The organism is Sorangium sp. So ce124 (assembly GCF_051525235.1).
Taxonomy (GTDB): domain Bacteria; phylum Myxococcota_A; class Polyangia; order Polyangiales; family Polyangiaceae; genus Sorangium; species Sorangium atrum.
Genome location: NZ_CP150312.1, coordinates 12,962,961 through 12,987,972 on the forward strand (window position 1 = coordinate 12,962,961; position 25,012 = coordinate 12,987,972).

Annotated in this window: 26 protein-coding genes and 1 pseudogene; 13 read left to right on the top strand and 14 right to left on the bottom strand. The window is 71.8% G+C overall.

Going from position 1 to position 25,012, the window contains the following annotated elements; genetic code table 11:
* Positions 1–35: 35 nt before the first annotated feature.
* Complete coding sequence (locus tag WMF19_RS48505) at positions 36–1,961, top strand: fructose-bisphosphatase class III (protein WP_437896559.1); 1,926 nt, start codon at positions 36–38, stop codon at positions 1,959–1,961.
* A 33-nt stretch (positions 1,962–1,994) separates the two neighbouring features.
* Here WMF19_RS48505 and WMF19_RS48510 read toward each other — a convergent pair whose 3' ends face one another.
* Complete coding sequence (locus WMF19_RS48510; RefSeq protein WP_437896560.1) at positions 1,995–3,200, bottom strand: hypothetical protein; 1,206 nt, start codon at positions 3,198–3,200, stop codon at positions 1,995–1,997.
* A 1,032-nt stretch (positions 3,201–4,232) separates the two neighbouring features.
* On the opposite strand from WMF19_RS48510, the gene WMF19_RS48515 reads away from it, so the two are divergent.
* Positions 4,233–6,452, top strand: a complete 2,220-nt coding sequence (locus tag WMF19_RS48515) for a glycoside hydrolase family 3 protein (protein ID WP_437896561.1) — start codon at positions 4,233–4,235, stop codon at positions 6,450–6,452.
* Positions 6,453–6,558: 106 nt separating this feature from the next.
* Here the strand turns inward: WMF19_RS48515 and WMF19_RS48520 are convergent, their stop codons facing one another.
* From WMF19_RS48520 to WMF19_RS48540, 5 genes and pseudogenes are all read right to left on the bottom strand, one after another.
* Entirely contained in the window at positions 6,559–7,557 is a 999-nt protein-coding gene (locus WMF19_RS48520; RefSeq protein ID WP_437896562.1) for an NADPH:quinone oxidoreductase family protein, read from the bottom strand.
* A gap of 100 nt (positions 7,558–7,657) precedes the next feature.
* Positions 7,658–8,284 carry a hypothetical protein gene (locus WMF19_RS48525; RefSeq protein WP_437896563.1) on the bottom strand — a complete coding sequence of 209 codons (627 nt, stop codon included), beginning with the start codon at positions 8,282–8,284 and terminating at the stop codon, positions 7,658–7,660.
* 198 nt (positions 8,285–8,482) lie between these two features.
* Complete coding sequence (locus WMF19_RS48530; RefSeq protein ID WP_437896564.1) at positions 8,483–9,241, bottom strand: hypothetical protein; 759 nt, start codon at positions 9,239–9,241, stop codon at positions 8,483–8,485.
* Between the two features lie 298 nt (positions 9,242–9,539).
* The gene (locus tag WMF19_RS48535) at positions 9,540–9,662 is read right to left on the bottom strand and encodes a hypothetical protein (RefSeq protein ID WP_437901794.1); all 123 of its coding nucleotides are present in this window, start codon (positions 9,660–9,662) and stop codon (positions 9,540–9,542) included.
* 65 nt (positions 9,663–9,727) lie between these two features.
* Positions 9,728–9,961 (bottom strand): annotated as a pseudogene (locus WMF19_RS48540) (hypothetical protein); the annotation flags it as partial.
* 59 nt (positions 9,962–10,020) lie between these two features.
* Between WMF19_RS48540 and WMF19_RS48545 the strand changes: the two are divergent.
* Positions 10,021–10,485 (top strand): hypothetical protein, encoded by a 465-nt coding sequence (locus WMF19_RS48545; RefSeq protein WP_437896565.1) that lies wholly within the window; start codon positions 10,021–10,023, stop codon positions 10,483–10,485.
* A 162-nt stretch (positions 10,486–10,647) separates the two neighbouring features.
* On the opposite strand, the gene WMF19_RS48550 is transcribed toward WMF19_RS48545, so the two are convergent.
* Entirely contained in the window at positions 10,648–10,941 is a 294-nt protein-coding gene (locus WMF19_RS48550; protein WP_437896566.1) for a hypothetical protein, read from the bottom strand.
* Between WMF19_RS48550 and WMF19_RS48555 the strand changes: the two genes are divergently transcribed.
* The 6 genes from WMF19_RS48555 (at position 10,942) to WMF19_RS48580 (ending at position 15,094) form a co-directional block, all read left to right on the top strand.
* The gene (locus WMF19_RS48555) at positions 10,942–12,669 is read left to right on the top strand and encodes an ATP-binding protein (protein ID WP_437896567.1); all 1,728 of its coding nucleotides are present in this window, start codon (positions 10,942–10,944) and stop codon (positions 12,667–12,669) included.
* Positions 12,659–13,201 carry a response regulator transcription factor gene (locus tag WMF19_RS48560; RefSeq protein ID WP_437896568.1) on the top strand — a complete coding sequence of 181 codons (543 nt, stop codon included), beginning with the start codon at positions 12,659–12,661 and terminating at the stop codon, positions 13,199–13,201. The genes WMF19_RS48555 and WMF19_RS48560 overlap by 11 nt, the downstream gene beginning before the upstream one ends.
* A 63-nt stretch (positions 13,202–13,264) precedes the next feature.
* Complete coding sequence (locus WMF19_RS48565) at positions 13,265–13,627, top strand: c-type cytochrome (RefSeq protein WP_437896569.1); 363 nt, start codon at positions 13,265–13,267, stop codon at positions 13,625–13,627.
* Positions 13,624–14,091 (top strand): hypothetical protein, encoded by a 468-nt coding sequence (locus WMF19_RS48570; protein ID WP_437896570.1) that lies wholly within the window; start codon positions 13,624–13,626, stop codon positions 14,089–14,091. Before WMF19_RS48565 ends, WMF19_RS48570 begins: the two co-directional genes overlap by 4 nt.
* Positions 14,092–14,157: 66 nt before the next feature.
* On the top strand, positions 14,158–14,442 hold the full coding sequence (locus tag WMF19_RS48575; RefSeq protein ID WP_437901762.1) for a GrpB family protein: 285 nt from the start codon (positions 14,158–14,160) through the stop codon (positions 14,440–14,442).
* A gap of 211 nt (positions 14,443–14,653) precedes the next feature.
* Positions 14,654–15,094 carry a hypothetical protein gene (locus WMF19_RS48580; RefSeq protein ID WP_437797048.1) on the top strand — a complete coding sequence of 147 codons (441 nt, stop codon included), beginning with the start codon at positions 14,654–14,656 and terminating at the stop codon, positions 15,092–15,094.
* A gap of 360 nt (positions 15,095–15,454) precedes the next feature.
* Here WMF19_RS48580 and WMF19_RS48585 read toward each other — a convergent pair whose 3' ends face one another.
* From WMF19_RS48585 to WMF19_RS48600, 4 genes are all read right to left on the bottom strand, one after another.
* Positions 15,455–15,862, bottom strand: coding sequence for an OmpA family protein (locus tag WMF19_RS48585; protein ID WP_437896571.1), 408 nt, complete (start codon positions 15,860–15,862; stop codon positions 15,455–15,457).
* Positions 15,863–16,254: 392 nt separating this feature from the next.
* A complete protein-coding gene (locus tag WMF19_RS48590) occupies positions 16,255–17,349 on the bottom strand; it encodes an ABC transporter ATP-binding protein (protein ID WP_437896572.1) in 1,095 nt (364 codons plus the stop codon).
* Complete coding sequence (locus WMF19_RS48595) at positions 17,346–18,761, bottom strand: oligopeptide/dipeptide ABC transporter ATP-binding protein (protein WP_437896573.1); 1,416 nt, start codon at positions 18,759–18,761, stop codon at positions 17,346–17,348. Before WMF19_RS48595 ends, WMF19_RS48590 begins: the two co-directional genes overlap by 4 nt.
* Positions 18,758–19,459: a DNRLRE domain-containing protein gene (locus WMF19_RS48600; RefSeq protein ID WP_437896574.1), complete on the bottom strand. Its 702-nt coding sequence runs from the start codon at positions 19,457–19,459 to the stop codon at positions 18,758–18,760. The genes WMF19_RS48595 and WMF19_RS48600 overlap by 4 nt, the downstream gene beginning before the upstream one ends.
* 264 nt (positions 19,460–19,723) lie before the next feature.
* Here WMF19_RS48600 and WMF19_RS48605 point away from each other — a divergent pair, with 264 nt between their 5' ends.
* Positions 19,724–20,161, top strand: a complete 438-nt coding sequence (locus WMF19_RS48605) for a hypothetical protein (RefSeq protein WP_437896575.1) — start codon at positions 19,724–19,726, stop codon at positions 20,159–20,161.
* 246 nt (positions 20,162–20,407) lie between these two features.
* On the opposite strand, the gene WMF19_RS48610 is transcribed toward WMF19_RS48605, so the two are convergent.
* Entirely contained in the window at positions 20,408–21,310 is a 903-nt protein-coding gene (locus WMF19_RS48610; RefSeq protein WP_437896576.1) for a LysR family transcriptional regulator, read from the bottom strand.
* Positions 21,311–21,386: 76 nt separating this feature from the next.
* On the opposite strand from WMF19_RS48610, the gene WMF19_RS48615 reads away from it, so the two are divergent.
* The gene (locus tag WMF19_RS48615) at positions 21,387–22,238 is read left to right on the top strand and encodes an aldo/keto reductase family oxidoreductase (RefSeq protein ID WP_437896577.1); all 852 of its coding nucleotides are present in this window, start codon (positions 21,387–21,389) and stop codon (positions 22,236–22,238) included.
* Positions 22,239–22,625: 387 nt separating this feature from the next.
* Positions 22,626–22,910, top strand: a complete 285-nt coding sequence (locus tag WMF19_RS48620; protein ID WP_437896578.1) for a hypothetical protein — start codon at positions 22,626–22,628, stop codon at positions 22,908–22,910.
* Positions 22,911–22,939: 29 nt separating this feature from the next.
* On the opposite strand, the gene WMF19_RS48625 is transcribed toward WMF19_RS48620, so the two are convergent.
* Positions 22,940–23,173, bottom strand: coding sequence for a hypothetical protein (locus WMF19_RS48625; RefSeq protein WP_437896579.1), 234 nt, complete (start codon positions 23,171–23,173; stop codon positions 22,940–22,942).
* Positions 23,170–24,141 (bottom strand): LysR family transcriptional regulator, encoded by a 972-nt coding sequence (locus WMF19_RS48630; RefSeq protein ID WP_437896580.1) that lies wholly within the window; start codon positions 24,139–24,141, stop codon positions 23,170–23,172. Before WMF19_RS48630 ends, WMF19_RS48625 begins: the two co-directional genes overlap by 4 nt.
* Before the next feature lie 78 nt (positions 24,142–24,219).
* Here WMF19_RS48630 and WMF19_RS48635 point away from each other — a divergent pair, with 78 nt between their 5' ends.
* The gene (locus WMF19_RS48635; RefSeq protein ID WP_437896581.1) at positions 24,220–24,930 is read left to right on the top strand and encodes a DUF998 domain-containing protein; all 711 of its coding nucleotides are present in this window, start codon (positions 24,220–24,222) and stop codon (positions 24,928–24,930) included.
* Positions 24,931–25,012: the final 82 nt, after the last annotated feature.

Consider the following 25,012-nt stretch of genomic DNA (forward strand, 5'->3'; position numbering starts at 1 on the left):
CGTCGAGCCGCGGCCTTGCTCTATGCTGCGGCGCCATGCTCGACACGCGGGAGCTGCCGCTCCTCCGGGCCCTCGCGGGCCGGTACCCGACGACCGAGGCCGCGCTCTCGGAGATCGGCCATCTGCGGGCGATCCTGTCGCTCCCGAAGGGGACGGTGCACGTGGTCAGCGACGTCCACGGCGAGCACAGGAAGCTGAAGCACATCATCAACAACGCCTCGGGGAGCCTGCGGCCGCTCGTCGAGCGGGTCTTCGGCGACCGGCTCACGGCGGCCGAGAAGCGCGCGCTGCTCTCGGTCGTCTACTATCCTCGCGAGAGCTATGCCCGCGTCGCGTCCCGCAGCGAGGGGGAGCGGCGGGGCTTCCTGCTCTGGACGCTCGCGCGCGAGGTCGAGGTCATCCGCCAGCTGTCGCTGCGCTACACGCTCCGCCAGGTGGAGTCGGCGTTCCCGGAGGACATGCGGGGCCTGCTCCGCGAGCTCGTGTCGGCGCGCGCCGCCCTCGGCGAGGGCGGCTACCTCGACGCGCTCATCGAGCCGTTCGTGCAGCACGGCCGCGAGATAGAGATCCTGCGCGCCACGGCGCGCGCCATCCGGAACCTGACGGTCTTCGAGCTCGTGGTGGCCGGCGATCTCGGCGATCGCGGCCCCCGGCTGGACAAGGTGATCGAGTACCTGATGCGCCAGCCGCGCGTGCGGGTCGTGTGGGGCAACCACGACGTGAGCTGGATGGGCGCGAGCCTCGGCCAGGAGGCGCTCATCGCCACGGTGGTCCGGCTCTCGCTGCGGTACGGGCGCCTGTCGCAGCTGGAAGAGGGCTTTGGCATCCCGGTGGCGCCGCTCGATCGGCTCGCGCGCACCGCCTACGCCGACGATCCGGCGGAGCGCTTCGCGGTCCGGGGCGAGGGGCTGCGCGACGCCCTCCTGCTGGCGCGGATGCAGAAGGCCGCGGCCGTCCTCCAGTTCAAGCTGGAGGGGCAGCTCTGCCGGCGCCGCCCGGAGTACGCGCTCGAGCACCGCTGCCTGCTCCATCGCATCGACCCGCGCGCGGGCACGGTCGCGATCGACGGCGAGGTGTTTCCGCTGCTCGACGCGCGCTTCCCGACGCTCGACCCCGGCGATCCGTACGCGCTGACGCCGGACGAGGCGGCGTGCATCGCCCTTCTGAAGGAGTCTTTCCTGAGGAGCCCGGCGCTGTCGCGCCAAATGCGCTGGATGGTGCAGCAGGGGACGACGTGGCTCAGGCGCGACCGGGCGCTCATCTTCCACGGCTGTGTCCCGGTGGACGGCGAGGGCGAGCTCCTTCCTTTCGTGGTGGACGGCGAGGTTCGCCGCGGCAGGGCGCTGTTCGACGCGCTGGAGCGGACGGTGCGCCGGGCTTTCCGGGCGGGCGCGCAGGAGGACGTCGACATGCTCTGGTACCTCTGGACCGGGCCGCTCTCGCCCATGTTCGGCAAGGACCGGATGACGACGTTCGAGTCGTATTTCGTCGCCGACGAGAGGACGCACAAGGAGACGAAGAACCCGTATTTCCACCTGATCCACGACGCCGCGTTCTGCGGCCGGGTGTGCCGCGAGTTCGGTGTGGACGAGGAGCGCGGGCTCATCGTGAACGGGCACGTGCCGGTCAGGGTCGAGCGGGGGGAGTCGCCGATCAAGGCGTCGCGCCGCGCGGTGACGATCGACGGGGCGTTCTCGGAGGCGTACGGCGACAAGGGGTACACGCTCGTGCTCGAGGCGAGCGGGGCGCGGCTCGCGCAGCACCACCATTTCACGTCGGTCGAGCAGGCCGTCGAGGCGGGGGAGGACATCATCCCCGTGATCTCGGACGTGGAGGTCTACGAGGCCGAGCGCCGGGTGGGAGACACCGAGAAGGCGGAGGAGATCGAGCGGGAGATCGAGATCCTTGAGCGGCTCATCGAGGCGTATCGGGACGGCGCGCTCCTGGAGCAGCCGAGGTGAGGTGAGGCGCGGCGGGGGCCGCGCCTGGCCTCGTCACTCCAGCTGACCGTCCGCGATCCAGTCGACGAGCGTCTGCTGCTCTGCGGCCGTCAGGCAGTTGGAGTTCGCGGCGTCGAGCGCCGGGTTGCCGGTGCATCCGCGGTTGCGCGGCATGCGGGTGGCGATGTCGAGGTCGTGGATGCGGATGGTGGCGCACTCCCCCTGCGTCCTCGTGGGTTCACCCGGGCCCACGGCGCACTGGGCCGAGTTCGAGGGAAGCTTCGCGGACTCGTAGGTGATTGAGAAGCCGCTGGCCGGCGGGGGATCCGTGCGGGTGTGGCAGGGCGAGCACTTCGCCAGCAGGATCGGCTCCACGTCGGCCCATCGCACGGGCTCGCCGTCATCGCCACCCGCGCCGCCAGCGCCGCCAGCGCCGCCGCCCGCGCCGCCAGCGCCGACTGCGACGGCGGTGGAGGACTCGCCGCCAGCGCCGCCAGCGCCGACCGCGACGGTGGAGGACTCGCCGCCCGCGCCGCCAGCGCCGACTGCGACGGCGGTGGAGGACTCGCCGCCAGCGCCGACCGCGACGGTGGAGGACTCGCCGCCCGCGCCGCCAGCGCCGACTGCGACGGCGGTGGAGGACTCGCCGCCCGCGCCGCCAGCGCCGACCGCGACGGTGGAGGACTCGCCGCCCGCGCCGCCAGCGCCGACCGCGACTGTGGAGGACTCGCCGCCCGAGCCGCCGGAGCCAACTGCGACGCTGGTGGTGGCGGCGGTGGAGGACTCGCCGCCCGAGCCGCCCGCGCCAACCGCGACGCTGGTGGTGGCAGCCGTGGAGGACTCGCCGCCCGAGCCGCCCGCGCCGACCGCGGCGCTGGTGGTGGCGGCGGTGGAGGACTCGCCGCCCGAGCCGCTGGAGCTAGCCGCGACGCTGGTGCTGGCAGCGGTGGAAGGCTCGCCGCCCGCACCGACCGTGCCGGTGGAAGGCTCGCCGCCCTCGCCACCCGCGCCGGCAGCGCCGCCGGCGCCGCCCTCGCCACCCGTGCCAGGAGCGCCGCCGGCGCCGCCCTCGCCGCCCGTGCCAGGAGCGCCGCCGGTGCCGCCCTCGCCGCCGCTGCCGCTGGTGCTGCCGCCGCCAGTTCCTGCGCCGGTGCTGGTGGAGGTGCCGCCGCTGCCCTCACCGCCTGCGCCGCCTGTGCCAAAGCCGACCTCGTCGTCTCCGCACGCGGTGAGCGCGAGGAGCAGCGTCCCGGTGGTCATGAAGAGACGAATGGAAGTACGCGGGATAGAGACCATGCGCGGAGAATAGGCGCGTGCAGTATCGCGGGTAAATGCTGCCGCACAGAAGACAAGATTTTATCATTGCTCCCTTGACGGAATATGCTTCCGCTGAATCGCGGCGATCGACGCCCTGGCTCGCCCGTCGGCTCGCGCTGCAGTGAGGCCACGGCTCTGTCCGCCGGCCCTGTTTGACCGCGCCGATCACGCCGCGCCCGGCTGGAGTCCTCATTGCTGGTGTACGACCACGCGAGGACGGGCTCGACGATGCGGAGCGCGCGCGGCGTGGTGCGGCGGCTGCATCGTATCCCCGAGGTGCCACGGCACATGATAGTTGTTCACCGCCATCTTCATGATGGAGCGTTGATCGCCGACTCCCTCGACCGCCGGTGGAACGCTGGTGATGTCAACTCAGTTGAGGATGGCTCGTCGTTGCGCCCCCATCATCTCTCCTCCTTGTCTTCCTCGCGCCGTCTCTCGATCACCGGATCGGAGAGGATGTGCTCGACCCCGGTGAGCCCGCATCCATCGATGAGCCCGTCGCGTCCTGGCTCGTGCACGGGTTGTCGCGTTATGCCACGGGTAAATTACCGCGCTGCGCCATCGGGTTTGCAACTTGCGGCCCGACTCGAACTATGGTTAACCGGTGGCGTCCCAGGACGCACCGTGTCATCCGGTGCGCCACGAGGCACGAGAGAGGGCTGGCTCGGCCTCATCGCCACGGCGCGGCGGCGACGATCGCGCGAGCGCGACCACGCGACCACGCGACCACGCGACCGAACCCTCGTTCGCGGCATGAGGGGGGCTTGCGTGCCGGTGGAGTCATGGATTAGAACGTTCGCTCTCTGTCTTATATTTCTTACACCCATCGCTTGGAGATCATTTCTTCCCATGCTCACGCCCTCGATCGGCTTTCGGCCTCGCTCGGGCGAACGGCTCGACAGGGCTCTGCTGCCCGGCACGGTTCACCTCAGAGCCCATCCTTCATCTCATTCACAAGAGAGGGGAGCACCCATGCGCCTCACACGGTATGCAACATGGATCTTGGCGGCGGCTGTCGTTCTCGCGCCGGCCGCCTGCGGTGACGACACGTCCGACAACGCGACCGGCTCCGGAGCCAGCTCCGGCGCTGGCGCTGGCTCCGGCAGCGGCTCCGGCGCTGGCGCTGGCTCCGGCAGCGGCTCCGGCTCCGGCAGCGGCTCCGGCGCTGGCGCTGGCTCCTCCGCCAGCGGCTCCGGGACCGGAGGCGGCGGCACCGGCGGCAGCGACAGCACCGGCGGCGGCGGCAGCGGCGCCGGGGACAGCAGCGGCCTCTTGCCTTGCGACAATGGCTGGCCCGAGGTGCGGAGCGCGATCGCGCAGGATCCGGAGATCGAGGCGGCCATCACCGAGCTGCTCGGCAAGATGAAGGTGGAGGAGAAGGTCGGCCAGATGGTGCAGGCCGAGATCCAGAAGATCACGCCGGCCGAGGTGAAGCAGTACAACATCGGCTCCGTGCTGAACGGCGGCGGCTCGTGGCCGGGGAAGAACAAGAACGCGACGGCGGCGGACTGGGTGAAGCTCGCCGACGAGTTCTACAACGCCTCGGTGGACACCAGCGGTGGCCGCGTGGCCATCCCGATCATCTGGGGCATCGACGCGGTGCACGGGAACAACAATGTCCGCGGCGCCACGCTCTTCCCGCACAACATCGGCCTCGGCGCGGCCCACGACCCCGAGCTGCTCGAGCGCATCGGCGCCGCGACGGCCAAGGAGGTCCTCGCGACCGGGCTCGACTGGACCTTCGCGCCGACGCTCGCGACCGTGCGCGACGACCGCTGGGGCCGCACGTACGAGGGCTACTCCGAGGATCCCGAGATCGTGAACGCCTACGCGGGCCGGATCGTGCAAGGCATCCAGGGCGCCGCGAACAGCCCTGATCTCCTCGGCGCGATGCACGTCATCGCGACGGCCAAACACTTCATCGGTGACGGCGGCACGGACAAGGGCGATGACCAGGGGAACAACCTCGCCTCCGACACCGAGCTGTGCACGATCCACGCTCAGGGCTACCTGTCCGCCATTCCGGCGGGCGCGCAGACCGTCATGGCGTCGTACAACAGCGTCCGCGGCCAGAAGATGCACGGGAAGGGCGATCTGCTCACCGGGGTGCTGAAGGACAAGTTCCACTTCGACGGGTTCGTCATCGGCGACTGGAACGGTCATGGGCAGGTGTCGGGCTGCACCAACGCCTCGTGCGCCGCCTCGATCAACGCCGGTGTGGACATGATCATGGTCCCGGACGACTGGAAGGCGTTCTACGAGAACACCCTCAGTCAGGTGAAGGGGGGCCAGATCTCGATGGCGCGGGTCGACGACGCCGTGACGAGGATCTTGCGGGTCAAGATGCGGGCGGGGCTCCTCGGCCCGAAGAAGACCAAGCAGGCGCCGTCGAAGCGGATGTTCGCGGGCGATCAGTCGGTGCTCGGGCAGGCGGCGCACCGCGCCCTCGCGCGCGAGGCGGTCAGCAAGTCGCTCGTCCTCCTGAAGAACGCCGGCGGGGTGCTTCCCCTCGCCGCGTCGGCCAAGGTGCTCGTCGCGGGCAAGTCCGCGGACAGCATCCCGAACCAGTCCGGCGGCTGGTCGCGGACGTGGCAGGGCACCGACCTCACGAACGCCGACTTCCCCGGCGCGACGTCGATCCTCAAGGGGATCCAGGATCTGGTGTCGGCCGGCGGCGGCCAGGCGACGCTGAGCGCCAACGGCTCCGCCGCCAATTCAGGGACCTTCGACGCGGCGATCGTGGTGATCGGCGAGACGCCTTATGCCGAGATGTACGGCGACATCCAGCTCGCGACGGACGACACGCCGCACGCGAAGACGCTGGAGCACGCGGTCTTCCACCCCGAGGATCTGCAGGTCCTCCAGGCGATCCGCACGGCCAAGCCGGATCTGCCGATCGTGACGGTCTTTCTGTCGGGCCGTCCGCTCTACGTCAACAAGGAGCTGAACCGCTCGGACGCCTTCGTGGCCGCGTGGCTCCCGGGCTCCGAGGGCGGCGGCGTGGCCGACGTGCTGTTCGGCAAGCAGCCGTTCCAGGGCAAGCTCTCGTACTCCTGGCCTGCGACCGATTGCCAGCGCGTCAACCGCGGGGAAGACGGCGCGCTGTTCCCGTACGGCTTCGGCCTGACGACGGAGAACAAGGAGACGCCTGCGGCGCTCCCGGAGGCGTCCACCGCCGGCGGCTGCAACTGATCCCATCTTCCGCGCCGCTGCTGCTCTCCGCAGCGGCAGCGGCACTCGTGTGAGAGGCCGAGGCCCAGCCCGCCGCGCGGCGGGCCGGGTCTCCGTGATCAGCGCCTCAGCGCGTCAGCGCGCTGCTGCCTCGCGCGGTCATGAGCACCACCTTGCCCGTGGTCGCGCGGGACGCGACCGCCGTCATGGCCGCCTTCGCCTCCGCCATCGGCCGCGCGGCGGAGACGAGCGGCTTGATCGCGCCCTGGCCGTAGAGCGCGTAGAGCTCGTCTTGCGCCCTCCGCGTGAGATCGGGCCGGGTGCGGCTGTAAGTGCCCCAGTAGAGGCCGATGACCGAATAGTTCTTCACGAGCAGGTGGTTCGCGCGCGCCGCGGGTATGCGGCCGCAGGCGAAGCCGATCACCACGATGCGGCCCTCGAACGCGACGCATTTCGTCGATTGATCGAAGACGTCGCCGCCGACGGGGTCGAAGACGATATCGGCGCCCCGGCCCGAGGTCCGCTCCTTCACGATGGCGACGAAGTCCTCGCGCCGGTAGTCGATCGCGACGTCCGCCCCGAGGGCGCGGCAGACCGCCGTCTTCTCCTCGCCGCCGGCGGTCGCGATGACGGTCGCGCCGGCCGCCTTGGCGAGCTGGATCGCCGCGCTGCCGACGCCGCCCGCGCCGGCGTGCACGAGGACCGTGTCGCCGGGCTGGACGCCGGCGCGCCGGTGGAGCGCGAAGTAGCCTGTCTGATACGTGATGGTCATCGCCGCGGCGTCCTCGAACGGCATCGCGTCCGGGAGCACATAGGTGGTGCGCGTGCCCGCGATCGCGTGCGTCGCGTACCCCCCCGAGCCGGGGAGCGTCGCGGCCACGCGGGCACCCTGCGGGAGGGACGGCGCGCGGCTCTCGACGACGACGCCGGCGACCTCGAAGCCGGGGATGAACGGCGGAGTCGGCTTGACCTGGTGCGCGCCCGCCGTGAAGAGCACGTCGGGGAAGTTGATCGCGGCGGCGGCCACCTCGATCCGGACCTCCCCCTCGGCGAGCGGGGGGTCGTCCACCTCTTCCCAGACGAGGATCTCGGGGGGACCGAAGGCGTGTCCGCGCCAGGCGTGCATGCGCGCGGACCTTAGCAGAAAGCCCGGGCGACCCGGCGGAAGCCGCGGCGGCGCCGCCTCGCGCGCCGCGGATCCCCCGCGGGATCGCCGGCGCGGGAGATCAGCGGACGATCTCGATCGGCAGCTTCGCCGTCACGGAGCCCTGCTCCTGCCCGTCGAACGTCACCTCGACATCGTAGGTCCCCGGCGCGAAGAACTCGTCCTCCGGGTTGTCCGTGTCCGATGGCCCGCTCCACTGCCGCCCCGACCAGGAGATCGTGTGCGTCGCCGCCGTCGCGTCGACCTGCACCGTGGCCGCGTCGTCGGGAGCGCAACACCCCGTGTCGCAGAGGCAGTACTGCTGTGGATCTCCCGCCGTCGACAGCCCTGTGATCTGGTACGTGACGAACGAGCGCGGATCCGCGCTCGGCACGACGCAGTGCCCGCACCCGTCGGACGCCGCGATCTCGATCGGAGGGACGCTCGCGTCGGTCGTGATCGTGTAGACGAACTCCGCTGGCTCGCCCCTCCAGTAGACGCAGCGGCTGGACTCGATCGATATCGTCACGCCCGGGATCGTGCCCTGGACGTCGCGCACTGCGCACGGCTCGGCCCCCGGCGGCAGCCCGCGGTCGCCGCCGCTGCTGCTGCTCTTGCCGTCGTCGCTGCTCCCGCCGCCCTCCTTGCTGCCGCCGCATCCGGCCGCGCACGCAGCGGACAGCAAGGTTATCGCCAGAGCTCGAATCATGTCGTTCGCCATTCCCTCACCTCTCCCTCCTTCGCGCCACGCCGCCTGTCTGCGGCGGCGCGCGATCGGCAGCAAGGGAGATGCTCCACGAAGCGCGCGCGGGCTCCGGAGGGACAGGCCGTGGCGCGCGCCACCCCGGGGCGTCGGCTGTGCCACCCTGGGCCGCGGCCTGCTTGCGGGCGTCGCGTCAGCGGTGCTTCAGGGGTAGATCTCGATCCCCAGCTTTGCCGTGACGACGCCCTGCTCCTTGCCATCGAACGTCACCTCGACTTCGTAGCTCCCCGGCGCGAAGGGGGCGCCCTCCGGATTGCTCGTGTCGGACGGCCCGGTCCACTGCCGTCCCGACCAGCGGATCGTCTGCGTCGCCGTGGTCGCGTCGACCTGCACGGTCACCGCCTCGTCGGGAGCGCAGCAGCCCACGTCGCACAGGCAGTAGAGCTGCGGCTGCGGATCAGCACCCCACGAGAGGCCGCTGATCTTGTAGGAGACGAGCGAGAGCGGATCGCTCGTCGGTTCGACGCAGCGCCCGCAGCCGGTGGAGGCCGCGATGTCGATCGGGGGGACGCTCGAGTCGGTCGTGACCGTGTAGATGAACTCGGCCGGCTCTCCCTGGCGGTAGTTGCAGCGGCTCGACTCGATCGAGATCTTCACGCCGGGGATCGTGCCCTCGACGTCGCGCACCGCGCACGGCCCGTCCGACGGGTCGATGCAGCCGCCGCCGCTGCCCTCGCCGCAGCCGCCGGCGCCGTCCTCGCCGCTGTCGTCGTTGCCGCCGCCACCGCTGTTGTGGCCGCCGCTTCCGCCGGTGCCGCCCTCGCCGCTGCTGCTGCTGCTGGCGCCGCTGCCGTCGTTGCCGCTGCTGGCGCCAACGCCGTCATTCACGCTGTTCTTGCATCCCATCAGGCACGCACCAGACAGCAGGGCTGCTGCCAGCACGCGAAGCACGTCGCTTTTCATCGCATCACCTCGTCGCTCCGCCACCGAACCTCGCGCGCGGCCGCGAGGGGCGTCCAGCAAAAGGGATGCCTCGCGCAGCAAGCGCAGCTTCCCGCAGAAGCGCCTCTGGCTCGTGACACACCGGACCTTCGATTGTGCCAATTTGAGCCGTGGCAGAGATGTGAGCGGCTGCGCTCACAGGCGCCATTCCCGGCAGGCCAGCTTTCCCGGGGCATCCCGGCGCCATCTCAACGCACGAACCAGCGGCTGGACCGGCTCATCCGACGACGCGCCGGCTTGCCGCTGTCGCGCGCCGCCGTCACTCGATCTCGGGGTACCAGCACGCCACGCGGTGGCCGCTGCCGGGGACGAGCTCCTCGAGGGGCGGGATCTCGACATCGCACTTGCCCTCTTCGGCCTTCCGGCAGCGCGGGTGGAACACGCAGCGTCGGGCGGGTTGATCGCGCTCCCGGGCGCGCCCGGCAGCAGGCGGCGCGCCTTGCTCCCGCGCTCGATCGACGGCGTCGCATCGAAGAGCGCGCGCGTGTACGGGTGGTGCCGCCGGCCGGCGATGCCCTGCGTGGGGCCGATCTCCACGATGTGGCCGAGGTACATCACCGCGACGCGGTGGCTCACGTGCTCGACGACCCGGAGGTCGTGCGAGATGAACATTTTCCACGAGGGCCCTGCGCCCTCGCGCGACGACATCGCCGCTGTCGCCGCGCGCGTCGACAAGCGCATGATGCGGTGGCTGCGGCGGAGCAAGCTCGTGGACGATTCTGGCGCGCATCGCGGCTCTCGTGCCTCCACCCCGGTATCCGTCGCTGCGCCTGGCCGGCGTGCTCGCGTCGGGCTCGTCGTGGCGAGCCGCCGTGGTGCCTCACCGGCCCGCGGCGACGGGCATCCCGGTGCCGGAGATGAAGACGAAGACGAAGACGAGCGCGACGGCGCCACCGACCTGCGCCAACGACGTCACGGCGCCACCTCCCGCGGCTACCTGGGACCCTCCGGCGAGCGCGCGCACGAGCCTCGGCGACGGCATCGTCCCGCCGGTCTACGCACGCATCGACTGGGCTTCGCTCATCCGCCGCGTCTATTGGGAGGATGTGCTCGCGTGTCCGTGCGGTGGGCGCCGGCGGCTCGTCGCCGATATCGGTCAACGTGCGCAGCGCGAAGCCATCGTGGCGCTCCTGACCCATCTCGGCATCCCCACCGAGCCGCCGCCCATCGCCAGGGCCAGAGAGCCGTGGTTCGACGCGGCGTGAGCCTCTCGGCCTCGTCCCTCCGCGTGCCGCTCGCGCGTGGCCGTTGGCCAACCTCTGCCCGCCGCTCGACCCCATGCGAGCGGCGCCCTCGTTCTTGAGCCTTTTCCTGCCCCGCGCATCCCCGAGCGCCAGCCCGCGTTGGTGGCCCGCGCGGTTCTGCCTTCACGCACACCGCCGGGATCCCGCGCTCCGCGCTGTCGCGATCATCGCGCCGATGTAGCCGTGGGAGGCCGACAGCACCGAGGCACCGCCGGCGCCGTGGCACGCGCACAGGTGGTCGATCACGCTCCAGAGCAAGATCGCCTCCCAGCGGCCGCTCGTCACCAGCGGCTGGGCGCCCGCGTTGCGTACGCCGAGGTACGCGATCGCGTAGAGGCCCGCGACGCCGCGCTCGGCCAGCGCCGAGACCAGCGCCGCCGCCGCGTCGGGGCCGGCGCGGAAGCCGGGCACGAGCACGTGGCCCGCCGGCTCTCGCCGACCTGCGTGCAGGTGATCTCCGCGAACGGCCCGTCGGAGCGCGGCAGCGGGACCTCGATGCGGCGGGCGCCGCGCGCCCTGAAGACGTGCTCGGCGAAGGCGCGCGAGCCCTCGAGCACGTCGTGGGCGAAGATGTCCGTGGGCCGCAGCGCGCTGCCCGCGACGGCGAGATCGCGCCCGTGCGCGCAGCGCTCGACCAGCAGCGTCGGCACGGACCTCGCCCTCGAGCAGCTCGGCCTGCTTCGGGGTGCGGAGCGGGCCTCGCGGACCGGCCGCACCGGCCGGCGCGGCGCCGGTTCCAGAGGCCTGAGCGCCGCGGCGCGCGTCGAGGCGACGTCCATCCGGCGCGCGAAGGAGGCGCAGCCTGCCCGCGACATGGCGCCCGGGACACCCGCGCTTGCGCGCGCTACAAGGCACGTCGTGTCCATCGGAGCACCGCCACCGGCCCGGGGCGTCGCGGCGCGCATGTCGTCGACCGCGATCACGCTGGCGTGGCTCGTGCGCTTGCGCTGGCACGCGGTGGCCGGTCAGGCGCTGGCCGTTCTGATCGCCACCCGCTGGCTCGGCCTTGATCTGCCCGTCGCGGCGCTGGCCGCGCTGGTCGCCATCACCGCCTCGTCGAACGTGCTGCTCGTGGCCTGGCTGCGCCGGGAGCCGACGATCCAGTCCTGGATCATCGGGGGCGTGCTCGCGCTCGACACGCTGACGCTCACGGGGCTGCTCGCGTTCGCGGGCGGCCCCGCGAACCCGTTCGGGGTCCTCTACCTCGTCCAGGTCACGCTCGCGGCCCTGGTGCTCGGCCTCGGCTGGACCGCTGGGATCGTCGCGCTGTCCGCCGCCGGCTACGCAAGCCTCTACGTCGCCCACGCGCCGCTCCGCGGCCCCGGGGCGCACGCTTACCACCTGCACGGCATGTCGGTTGCGCTCCTGATCACCGCGCTGATCGTCGGCTACTTCGTCTCCCGCCTGGCGAGGGCGCTCCGCGAGCAGCAGGCGGCGCTCGCGCGGGCCCAGCGGCTCGCCGCGCGCGCCGAGAAGCTCGCGTCGCTCGGCGCGCTCGCCGCCGGCGCGGCGCACGAGCTGGGAACCCCGCTCGGCACCATCGCGGTCGCCTCGAGCGAGCTCGAGGAGCTCATCACCGAGGCCCCCGATGAGGCGCGCGAGGACGCCCGCCTGATCCGCGAGGAGGTCGAGCGCTGCCGGGGCATTGTCCAGCGGATGAGCGCCCGCGCCGGCCGGCTCCTGGGCGAGCTGCCCGAGCTGACCACGGCCGCCGCGATCCTCGGCCTCGTGCGCGGGCAGCTCGGCGCCGCGGAGCTCGCCCGGATCGAGATCGCCATCGTGCGCGACGCGCCGTTCCGGTGCCCGGTGCAGGGGCTGGTCCAGGTGCTCGTCAGCCTGGTCCAGAACGGCCTGCAGGCGAGCGAGGGATCGGCGCACGCGGTGACGATCTCCGCCGAGGTGGCGCCCACGCGGGTGCGCTTCACGGTCCAGGACCGGGGCTGCGGGATCCCGAGCGCGTTCCTGCCCCGCCTGGGCGAGCCGTTCTTCACCACCAAGCCGCCGGGCCGCGGGATGGGCCTCGGGCTTTTCCTCGGCCGCACCTTCGCCGAGCTCTGCTCGGGCCGCCTCGATGTGGTCTCGGAGGAAGGCGCGGGCACGCGGGCCACGCTGGAGCTGCCGCGCCAGGTGATGCATGCCCTCTGAGGCGCGCTCGCTCCTGGTCGTCGACGACGACGACACCTACCGCGCCCGCCTGGTCCGGGCCTTCGCCCGGCGCGGCTTCGGGGCGCAGGGCGCGCCCGACGCGGACGCGGCCCTCGCCGTCGCCCGCGCGATCAGGCTGGAACTCGCGGTGGTCGACCTGCGCCTGCCAGGCCGATCCGGGCTCGACGTGGTGCGCGAGCTCAAGGCCATCGACCCGCGCACGAGCGTGGTCGTGCTGACGGGCTACGGCAGCATCGCCACCGCGCTCGAGGCGGTGCGCCGCGGGGCCACGCACTACGTCTCCAAGCCCGCGGACGTCGACGATATCCTCGCCGCCTTCGCCCGCGCCGACGCGCCCGCGGAGCCCGCGTCGATCGAGCACGAGGTCCCCTCGCTGGCCCGCGCCGAGTGGGAGCACATCAACCGGGTGCTCGCCGACTGCGGGGGCAACATCTCCCAGGCCGCGCGCCTGCTCGGGATCCAACGCCGCAGCCTCCAGCGCAAGCTGGCCAAGTACCCGGTGCCCCGCTGACCCCCTGCGTCAATACGTCGCACCCGCCGGCCGCGGCCGCGCGCTACGTTCCGGCCCGTTCGCATGAGATGGTCGTCGATCCTCGCCGCCCTGCCCCTGCTCGCGGCCGCGTGCGACAGGCCTGCTCCCGCCGACGAGGCGGCCAGGCTGTCGCCCCGCGCCGAGAAGGGCAAGGCCATGTTCTCCACCCACTGCGCGGCCTGCCACGCCCCCAGCGCCAAGCTGGTCGGCCCTCCGCTCAGCGAGATCGCGAGCCTGCACGGGGCCAATCCCGAGGCGATCGTCCGCTGGGCCGTGAGCCCGGGCCGCAAGCGCACCGACGTCCCCCCGATGCCCAGCTTCCGCGGCGTCCGTGAGTCGGATCTCGCCGATGTGGCGCAGTACATGATCGAGGCCGGCAACGCGGCCGGAATGCAGAGACCATGATCTATACGTTCGTCCTCGTCGTGCACTCGTGGCTCCGCTGGGTCGTCCTGCTGCTCGGGCTGGCGGCGGTCGTGCGGTCTGCCCGGGGCTGGGCCCAGAAGGGGCCGTGGACCGACGCGGATCGCAAGATCGGCGCTGCGTTCGTCGGCTCGCTGGACGTCCAGCTGCTCCTCGGCCTCTTGCTCTACGTCGTGCTCAGCCCGGTCACGCCCGGGTCGCTGGCCGCGCTGCGGGCGGCCATGCCCATCTCCGCGCTGCGCTTCTTCGCCGTCGAGCACATCTTCCTCATGGTCGTGGCGGTCGTGGTCGCCCACGTCGCGCTGGCCAGGGCGAAGCGCGCCCAGACCCCAACGGCGCAGCATCGGCGCATGGTGCTCGGCGCCCTCTTCGCGCTGCTCCTCGTCCTCGCCGCCATCCCCTGGCCGTCCCTGCCCTACGGGCGCCCATTGTTCCGGCTGCCCTGAGACTGCCACCTATCGTCGGCGCCGCCCCCGCTCGGACAGCGCGCCTCGGGCGCCCTCCGGACTCGCATCGAGGTCCTCTCGGCGCAGCGCCGGTGGGCCACGTTCGAGCACATCGGGAGCTCGGCCGTTCCCGGGCTGCAGGCCAAACCGGTCATCGACATGATGGCCGCCGTGCGGCGGCTCGACGACGCCGCGACTCCATGGCGTACACGAAGAGCAAGACAGAGCTCGTCCAGTCGATCGTGGATCGCGCCCGCGCCATTGCAGGAGCAGCCGCCGCCTGCGATGGTCGGGCTGAGTGTGTGTTGGATAACAATGGCGTGGTCGGGCCGGGGGACGTTCGATTTTTGACCCCCCCTCGTTCTTTTGGGCGATGAGTTTCCGCGGGCAGCGGGGTCTATGGGGTACAGCCGGTCGCGATCATGGCGCCGGCGGTCGCCGGGGACGGCGGCGGTGCTCGGGGCATGCGGCCCTGCGCGCCGCCGCCGCGACCGGAGAGGGCGGTTCGAGTCGCCCGGTGAGACGCTGCACGAGCTGCAACGAAGGGAGAAGGAAGATGGTCATGAAGCGCGTCTTGATCGCGATGTGCCTGGTCGTTGCGGCGTGCGGAGGTGAGGACGAGGCGGAGCCTGTCGCGTGGAAGGACATGAGCTTCGAGCAGCGCTATGCGTTCATGGAGGATGTCGTCCTGCCGCAGATGACGGAGACGTTCGTCGCGTTCGACGCGAAGTTCGAGGGGATGAACTGCGCGACCTGTCACGGCGGCGGCGCGGCCGACGGGTCGTACGCGATGCCGAGCCCGCAGCTCCCCGCGCTGCCCGCCAGCGAGGAGGCGTTTGCCGAGCGCACGAAGGATCCGGAGTATGCGCGGTGGGGCACGTGGATGTTCGAGACGGTCCTGCCTCAGATGGCCGACCAGCTGCAGGTCGCCACGTACGACCCGGCGACTGGCACCGGGTTCTCGTGCAACAGCTGCCACACGCTGGAGGGCGTCGAGCAGTGAAACGGCCGGGCGCGCCGCCGGCGGCGCGCCGGAGGTGGGGTCTCGAGGACCGAGCTCGGATAGAGCGACGACGCGCTGAGCCGGAGCATCGACGTATGGCATCGACGATGCGCGGGGGCAGGGGCGGCCCGCAGGCTGTGGCGTGAGGCCGCCGGAATCGGCGCGCAGACCTTTCAGATCGCCGAGCGCCTCAGCGGCGGCCGCCGTTTCGCCGTGCACCCTGGCCGTCTCGGAGGACGCCGGGCGGCACGACCGCGGGCGTGAGCGCTCGTCACCTACTCCCAGTCGTCCTTTGCGTCGTGGCGCCGCCGCGCGCCGTGAGGATTCCAATAGAATAACCGCCTGACCGCTTCGACCTCTTCAATTGGGGTCCGCCACGCTCGACGTGGCGCCTGGGCTCGGGCAGCTCGTCTGCTCGCGGATTTTGAAGTCGACGCGACGGTTACGCGCTCGGCCTTGATCGGTGTTGTTGGTGTCGAGAGGCTCTTCGGCGCCGGGGGCTTCAACCACAAGGCGTGCCCTGTCGACCTTCAGCTTGACGAGCGCGTCGACCACCGCGTTCGCCCTCGCCGTCGCAAGCTTCCCTGGACGCGGCTCCTTGGCGTCGGTGTGCCTCCGAACGGCGACGCGAATGATCTCGGGGTGCTCGCTCATCACCTTCGCGATCTCTTCGATGGTTGAACGGTTGGCAGGTTGGATCGCGTATTTGCCGAAGTCAAACTGCAAGAGGGGGACGATCGGAATTCCTAGCGTGGTCACAACGACCATTCCGGGGCAGCCATTTTTCGTAGGATCGTCCGACGGCGCTCCAGAGACGGACGGGCATGCGTCACCCGGATCCGGAATGCCGTCGTCGTCGCTATCCGTGCGCGCGGGTGATGGCTCCGTCGCGCGGCCGCCCTCCCCGGGCCCCACCGTTGCGGCGAGAGGCGCGACGGGCTCTCTCCGCTGCTCGGGTCCGCTCACCGGAGCAGCCCGCGGATCAAATCCAGCGGCGGTGGGAGGCGCGTCTCGCGGAGCTGTCTCCGGCGACGGCGCGGCAGGAACCGCAAGGCCGCACGCGGCGACGCTGATCGCAGCGGCCAAGAGCCCCGAGGAGACAACCGCGGCGGGCCGCGGAGGCGGCCCGGCTCATCCCGCGACGCGCCGGCGCGCCGCCGTCACTCGATCTCGGGGTACCAGCACGCCACGCGGTGGCCGCTGCCGGGGACGAGCTCCTCGAGCGGCGGGATCTCGACGTCGCACTTGCCCTCCTCGGCCTTCCGGCAGCGAGGGTGGAACACGCATCCGTCGGGCGGGTTGATCGCGCTCCCGGGCGCGCCCGGCAGCAGGCGGCGCGCCTTGCTCCCCCGCTCGATCGACGGCGTCGCCTCGAAGAGCGCGCGCGTGTACGGGTGGTGCCGCCGGCCGGCGACGCCCTGCGTGGGGCCGATCTCCACGATGCGGCCGAGGTACATCACCGCGACGCGGTGGCTCACGTGCTCGACGACCCGGAGGTCGTGCGAGATGAACAGCAGGCCGAGCGACAGCTCGTCCTGGAGCTCCTCCAGCAGGTTGACGATCTGGGCCTGCACCGAGAGGTCGAGCGCGCTCACGGGCTCGTCGCAGACGATGAAGTCCGGGCGCACGGCGAGGGCGCGGGCGATCGCGACCCGCTGCCGCTGGCCGCCGGAGAGCTCGTGGGGGAAGCGCTCCATCATGTCCGGCCGCAGGCCGACCTTCTGGAGCGCGCCCTCGACCATCGCGGTCTCCTCGTCGCGGCTCCTCGCGAGGCGGTGGATGACGATGCCCTCGCCCACGATCTCTCGCAGCGTCATGCGCGGGTTGAGCGAGCCGTAGGGGTCCTGGAACACGATCTGCATCCGCCGGCGCATGGCCCTCAGCGCGCGGCTCGACAGGGCGCTCAGGTCGTGGCCGTCGAAGAGGACGCGGCCAACCGTGGGCTCGATGAGCCGGAGCACGAGGCGCCCGAGGGTGCTCTTGCCGGAGCCCGACTCGCCGACGAGGCCGAGCGTCTCGCCGCGGTGGACGTGGAAGGTCGCCTCGACGACGGCCTGCACGAACGACGGCTTCGCGAAGGCGCCGCGCTGCACCGGGTAGAACTTCGAGAGCCCCTCCGCCTGGAGGAGCGGTCGCTCGCCGGGCGCGCTCTCCGCGCCTTCCGGGGGCGCCGCGGCGGCAGGTTGCGGGTGCGCCGCGGCGGCGCCGGGCTCGTCGCGCTGGGTGGGCGGCAGGGATCCGCTGTCGCGCGTCACGGGGCGCCCTCGTTCCCCGCGCGCCCCGGGCCCGTGAGGAGGAAGCAGCGCGCCGCGTGGTGCCCGGCGCCGGGCGGGACGGCGTACAGGTCCGGCGCCTCAACGCGGCAGCGGTCGAACACGGCCTCGCAGCGGTCCTGGAAGCGGCAGCCGCGCGGCGGATCGCGCAGATCGGGCAGCGCGCCCGGGATGGTCGGCAGGCGGAGCGAGCGCTCGCCGCGCACGCGGTGCGGGCGGAGCCCGCGCGCCGGGATGCTCCTGAGGAGCGCGCGCGTGTACGGGTGCGAGGGCGCCGCGAGCACGTCGCGCGCCGGCCCTTGCTCGACGACGACGCCGGCGTAGAGGACGACGATCTCGTCCGCGAGCTCGCCGACGACGGCGAGGTCGTGCGCGATGAGCAGGAGGCTCATCGACGTCTCTGCCTTGAGCCGCTCGAGGAGGTCGAGGATCTGCGCCTGCGTCGTCGTGTCGAGCGCGGTGGTGGGCTCGTCGGCGATGAGCAGCGAGGGCTCCGGCGCGAGGGCCATGGCGATCATGACGCGCTGGCGCATCCCGCCGGACAGCTCGTGCGGGTAGCTGTTCGCGCGGACCTCCGGCTCGGGAAAGCCGACCTTGCGCAGGAGGTTCACGGCGTAGAGCCGGGCGTCGCCGCGGGACATCGGCCGATGCAGCCGGATCGCCTCGGCGATCTGGGCGCTGACCGTGTACACGGGGTTCAGCGAGGTCATTGGCTCCTGGAAGATCATGCCGATCTTCCCGCCGCGCACGGCGCGCATCTCGCGCTCGCTCAGCGAGAGGAGGTCCTCGCCGTCGAGCTCGATCGAGCCGCCGTCGATGGTCGCGTAGGGCGCGGGCAGGAGCCGCAGGATGCTGAGCGCGGTCACGGTCTTGCCGCAGCCCGACTCGCCGACGAGCGCCACGGTGCGCCCGCGCGGCACCGTGAACGAGACGCGGTCGAGGGCGCGCGTGACGCGGCCGTCGGCGGCGAACGACACGCGCAGGTCGCTCACCCGGAGCAGCGTGGGCGGCGGGGCCTCCTCGGGCGAGACGGGCGGCGCGGTGCGGGGGAGCACGGAGGGGCGCCCGCTCGCCGCCGAGCGCTGGGTGACGGCGGGCTCGTCGTCGTCGAGCAGGCCGCGCGCGAGGGCGCCGCGTGGGACGGCGGAGGCGCCGGGCGCGGGCAGAGCGCCTGCGGTCGGCGTGGTGGGGGTGGGAAGAGGGCCTGCGGGCGGCGTGGTGGGGGCGGGAAGAGCTCCCCCGCTCGGGGCGTCGGGCGTGGCCGGAGCGCTGGGCAGAGAGGGCGCGCTGGGCACGGCCGGCCTCCTCTCGCCGAGGTCGTGGCGGATCAGGGGAAGCGGGAGCGAGTTCCGCGCGCCGAGGTCGTCGTCCTCGTCGTCCTGGCCGTTGCTCACCGTACGTACACCTCGAGGCGGGGGCCGACGCCCTGGGAGATGCCCATCGAGTAGGCCGCCCCGACGGCGTCGCTCCCCGGCGCGAGGATGGCGATGCCGTGGTCGTCCTTGCGCCGCCTGGCCCAGTCGCGCACGAGCGAGGTGACGTCGATCCGCAGCGGCGTCGCCGGTCGGGGCCGCGCGATGGCGGCGGCTTCCGGGATCGACAGGCGCGGCTGCCGGCCCCACGTCGCCGTCTCCGAGCGCCACGGCTCGAGGATGCGCGCGACCTCGAGCGTGAGCGCGCGCTCGGCCGGAGGCGCCATCGGGGCCGGCTCCAGCACGACGAAGGCGCTCGCGATGTCGGCGCCGACGCCGAAGGTCGGCGCGAACCGGAGCAGCAGGACGACATCGCCGGCCCCGGCGCGCCCGAGCGCGACGGCGTCGGGGACGCCCGGCGTGGCCGCGGCGTCGTCCTCGACGAGGACGGCGAGGTCGGCGGGCGGGAGCAGCACGCGGCGCGCGTCGATGGGCGCGGGGAGGGCGCTCGCCGGCCGGCAGCGCCCGGCGACGCAGTAGCCGGCGCCGCAGACGCTCGCGCTTGCGCACACGCCCGCGTCCTTCGCGGGGCCGCCGCCGCAGCCCAGGAGCGGCGGCGCCGCGACGAGCAGGGCCACGGGCGCGAGGGCGGCGAGCAGACGCACAGCGGGGCCGACCATAGCAGAGGGCGGCCCTGGTAGGGCGGCCCCGGTGGCGGGGGCGGGTCGTGGCGGGGATGGTGGCGGGCGCGGCACGCAGGGGGGCGGCGCGTCGGAAGCGGGGGTGCTCGGGCGTGGAGGGCGGCGGCGGGCGCGCGCGGGCCGCTGTCCGAAGGGCATGGTTGCAAGGGCGCCGGGAACGCGCGCGTGTCGAGAGGCGTTGCCGGTCAAGAGCATTGCGATCCCTGTTGTCGGGCCGCGGCCGCTCTGCTGGGATGCCGTGTCGTGCGCGTTCGAGCCATTACCTTCCTGAGAGCGCTGTTGATCGTGGCCGCCGTGCCTGCGGCGCTCGCCGCCTGCGGAAAGAAAGCGCCGCTCGGGTCTCCGTGCCGCGCGGACGACGACTGCGCCTCCGGCCTCGCCTGCCACCGCGAGCAATGCCTGCACGAGGGGAGCGCCCGGCGCCTGCGCGAAGAGGAGCAGCGCACCTCGGGCGAGGGCGGCGCGCGGAAGGTCGGCGACCGCATCGAGGTCGAGTGGAAGGGCTCGTACAAGCCCGCGATCATCACCGGCGTCGTCGCCCCCGGCTCCTACCGGGTCCACTTCGACGGGTACGACGCGCAGTGGGACGAGGTCGTGACGGAGGCGCGCATCAAGGGCGGCGCGCGCTCGGGCTCGGGGCAGCGGACGGCGGTGCCGGCGGCGAGCAGCACGCCGCGCTGAGCGGCGGGAGGCGGCGTTCGAAGCACGGGGAGCTCGGCCGCGAGGGCGTTGCCCCTTGATTGACCGGGCGCAGTCCGCGGGGCGCAGGCGGAGCATCCTCCGGCGGCCCCGGTGGGAGCATGTGCCGCTCTTGCCGGCGAGATCCCGGAACGGCGGCGCAGGCCGAAGCGGCGCGCGTCGCGTCGTAGAACAAACGTCTCGCCCACGTCGTTCGTCGAGCACTTCTTTCCCATGCCCCCACCATGACTATTTGCTGTCCGCGCGGATGAAGTCCACGAACGCGCGAAGCGCCGCGGGCATGTGGCGGCGGCTCGGATAATAAAGAAAGGGGCCCGAGAAACGCGACCACCAGCGCTCCAGGACCGGCTTCAGGGCGCCGCTCTCGAGGTGCGGGTGCAGCCAGTCCTCGAACCAGTAGATGAGACCGGTGCCCGCGATCGCTGCGTCCACGAGGAGGTCCGTCGCGCTCCCGAGGCTGCCGACGAGCGGGCCGGTCGGGTCGACCTTCACGACCTCGCCGTCGCGCTCGAATTCCCACGGGCACAGCGCGCCGTTCGGGAAGCGGCCGCGCAGACATGCGTGATCGAGGAGCTTGCGCGGATGGGTCGGGCGCCCGTGCCGCTCGAGGTAGGCGCTCGACGCCGCGAGCGCCAGGCGCTGCTCGCGCTGGCCGATCGGGACCGCGATCATGTCCTTCTCGAGCGTCTCTTCGTAACGAATGCCTGCGTCGCAGCCCGCGGCGAGGATGTCGACGAGCGTGTCGTCCGCCGTCACCTCGACGCGGATATCGGGATATGCGGCGAGGAACGGCGGCAAGATCCGTGGGAGCACGAGCCGCGCGGCGACGACGGGGACGTTCAACCGGAGCGTGCCGGCCGGCTTTTCGCTCGAGCTCTTCACGACGTCGAGCGCCGCTGCGATCTCGGCGAGCGCAGGACCGAGCCGCTCGAGGAGACGCGCGCCGGCCTCGGTCGGCGCGACGCTGCGGGTCGTCCGATGAAGAAGCCGAACGCCGAGCTCGCCCTCCAGCCGGCGCACCGCCTCGCTCGCGCTCGACGCGCTCGTGCCGCTCGTGCGGCTCGCCTCGCGGAAGCCGCCGGCGCGCGCCACCGCGGCGAAGACTCGGACGTCGTCGAGATCCACTGCCATTGTTCGCCTTTCCGTACGGGCCGTGCTGATTCGAGGCCCTTATCATACACCCCGCCGTGGCCTACCGTCGACAGCCATGACGAATCTAGCCAAGGTCGGGACGTTCAAGATGGGCAGTCGCACGGTGAAGCGCTTCGGCTACGGAGCCATGCAGCTCGCCGGGCCGGGCGTGTTCGGACCGCCGAGAGACCGCGATGCCGCGCTCGCCGTGCTGCGCGAGGCGGTGAAGCGCGGCGTCGATCACATCGACACGAGCGACGTGTACGGGCCGCACGTCACGAATCAGATCATCCGCGAGGCGCTGCACCCGTATCCGAGGGATCTGGTGATCGCCACGAAGGTCGGCGCAAAACGCGGCCCACAGGGATCCTGGGAGCCGGCGTTCGCCGCCGAGGACATCATGAGCGCGGTCCACGACAACCTCCGGAATCTCGGCGTCGACGCGCTCGACGTCGTGAACCTGCGCATCCTGTTCAACGCGCAGGGACCCGCGGAAGGCTCGATCGAGGCGCCGCTCTCCGCGCTCATGAAGCTGCAGCGCGAGGGCAAGGTCCGCCACATCGGTCTCAGCAACGTGACCGCGAAGCAAGTGGAAGAGGGGCGCGCGATGACCGAGATCGTGTGCGTGCAGAACCTGTACAACCTCGCGCACCGGCAGGACGACGCGCTGATCGACAGCCTCGCCGCGGCGGGCATTGCGTACGTGCCGTTCTTCCCGCTCGGCGGCTTCTCGCCGCTCCAGTCCTCGACGCTGTCCGACGTCGCGCGTCGGCTCGGCGCGACGCCGATGCAGGTCGCGCTCGCGTGGCTCCTGCGGCGCTCGCCGAATATCCTTCTCATCCCCGGGACGTCGAGCGTCGAGCACCTGCGCGAGAACCTCGCGGCGGCAGATCTCGACTTGCCCGACGACGCGATGAAGGCGCTCTAGAGCGACGGTCACCCGCTTCGGATACGCGCCCACCTCGGCGTTTTCGGTGCTCAGCGCATGGGAGTGCGCTTGCGCGCCGAAAACGCCGATCTGGGCCCGTCTCCTGTGCGGGAGACCGCCGCTCTGCTCTGGTTGTAGAAGCGGTGGGAGGAAGCTGCTCTATCGCCGATTTCCCATCCGAGCGGGCCGATCCCCCGGTTCAACCTCCGCCGGATTCCAGCAAGACTCGAACTCAAAAATCGACATCGGCCCGTGCCCAAACTGGCTCCCCCACGTTCTTCCCAGGGCGAAGGGGCCGGCGACAACGGCGGGCCGCTTCCGGGGCGCCGCGCTGTATGGGCCGGCCGGCTCCCCCCATCCACACGTTGCGAGCTGCAGAGCTGGACCATGCGCAAGACTTATCTCATGGCGTCAATTTTCGTCGCGACCGCGCTCCTCACGGCCGGCTGCAAAACGGGGACATGCGCGGATGCCGTCGAGCACGCCGAGGCCTGCGGGGTCGAGAATCTCGAGCTCGAGGACGACCTCACCGGCTGCTCCGAACACGAGGCGTGTCGCGCGTCGTGCGTGCTCGACGCGCCCTGCGACGAGATCAAGGCGTCTTTCGCCGGCGGCACGGACCGCAACACGGAGGTCTGGCGCTGCTACGAGCAGTGCCCCATCTCTGATTGACGTCCATTCCACCGGGCGGCTGATGCCGGTCACCAGCCGGATTTCTCGTCCTCGCCCAGCACGCCGCCGATCAGGCCGGCCGCGCCGCCCACGGCCGCGCCGCCGGCGCCTCCGAGGAGGCCTCCGGCGAGCGCCCCCTTGGCCGCCCCTCCGGCGAGCTCGTCCTCCGGCGAGGACTCCTTCGCTTCTCCCTCCGCCGCCGGGTCCGCCTGCTTCTGCTGGCTCGTCGCTTGTGTCGGCTGATTCTTCTGCTGCTTTTTCATGATGAGCCTCGAAGCAATCCGCGTACCAGCAGCGACGGCGGGCCGCCGGAGCGGGGTGGTCTACGTCCGGCCTGGTTCGATCCATGCACCGAATTCGTGATCTCGAGGAGCGACCGCACGAGCGGGTCCTTGTCGTCCATGGCGCGCCACACCGAGCGGCCAAGGACGACGACGTCGAGGTCCCGAACCCGCTTGAACACCACTCCGGCAAGGAGCGTCGACGCGGCGCTCTCGGGAAACAAGCTGAGACCTTCGCCGCTCGCCACGAGCATGAGGATCACATCGCTGCTGGCCTCCTCGTTGGCGAGCTCGAGCCGATGATCATGCGCCCGGAAGGCGGCGATGATGTCGTCGTGGAGGCGCGGGCCCTCCTTGCGCGGAGGCCAGAGAAAGCGCTCCTGCTTCAGGTCCGCGACCCTCAGCGTGCGCCGCGCCGCGAGGCGATGGCTCTTCGACATCACGACGCCGACGCGCTCGCGGTACAGCACGCGAAAGCGGAAGAGCGGGTCGTCTTCCGGCGAATGATAGCCGTACCCGACCGAGATCTTGCCGTCGCGCAGCGCGGCGACCTGCTCCTCGCTCGGCAGCGGCCGAAGGCGTACCTCGACGCGCGGGTGACGCGCGCGGAACGTCTGCACGATCCCCGGCAGCAGGAGGGCGTCGGCCAGGGCGCCGTCGAATCCGACCACGATCGTCCCGATACGGCCTTGCGCCGTCGCGCGGGCGTCCTCGACCGCGAGCGCGGCGCGAGCCAGGGTCGCGCGCGCGCCTTCGAGGAAGCTCCGGCCGGCGGCGGACAGCTTCACCCCGCGTCCAGAGGGCACGAAGAGCTCGACGCCGATCTCCTCTTCGAGCTGCGCGATTTGCCGGCTCAAGGGCGACTGCGAGACGTGAAGCTGCTCGGCCGCCCTTCCGAAGTGCTCCGCTTCCGCGACGGCGACGAAGTACCGCAGGTGACGTAGCTCCATGTTTCAGACCTATAGGGTCTGAAACCGTTGCGATCAATGTCCTGGTGGCCTTGAACGCGACGGCGCAGGCTGTTCAACATGCTGCGACACGAGAGAGGCCCGGCGGCTCACCCCGAGGCGAACCCGATGATGCAAGGTCGCCCCGCCGGCGCGGCGCTCGTTGCCGGGGCCGTGATCTTCTTCCTCGCCGAGCTCATCGCCGCCGCGGCGTGGACGGATCCTCCCTACAGCTACACGCATCACTACATCAGCAACCTGGGGGTCCGTGGCCCCCTCGAGGCGCTTGGCCAGTTCATGAACTCGCCGCTCGCCTGGGTCATGAACACCGGGTTCTTCCTCTTCGGGATCATGTTCTTCATCGGTGTCGCCGCGCTCGAGGGCCTGCGGAGCTGGCGCCGCTGGGCAGCGCTCATCCTGGGAGCTCTCGTGGCGCTTGGCGGCGTCTTGCTGGCGTTCAACCCCGGTTCCGGAGAGCCGCCCGACGGCGCAATCGACTATCACGGCCTGGGCGCCTTCGCGTCCATCGTCGGAGGCAACGTGCTCGTGATCTTCCTTGGACGCCAGCGCCAACAGATCGGAGTCACTCCGAAGGCCGGGAGGGCCATGGTCGCCCTCGGCGTGTTCGGGCTCGCCTCGATGGTGGCCTTCCTCGCGGTCGCCAGCTCGGGGGCCAATGTCCTCATCGGCCTCGTCGAGCGCTGCGCCGTCTATCCCATCCTGGTCGGCTTCCTCTGTGCGGGGACGTCGATCTGGAATCGCAGGATCTGTGGCAGGGCGAGCTCTACCTGACCGACATCCTCGCGCAGCCGCGAAGGCCGGCGGCGCCGCGGTGGTCGGCGTGCTCACCGCGCTCCTGCCGACGGCTGGGGTG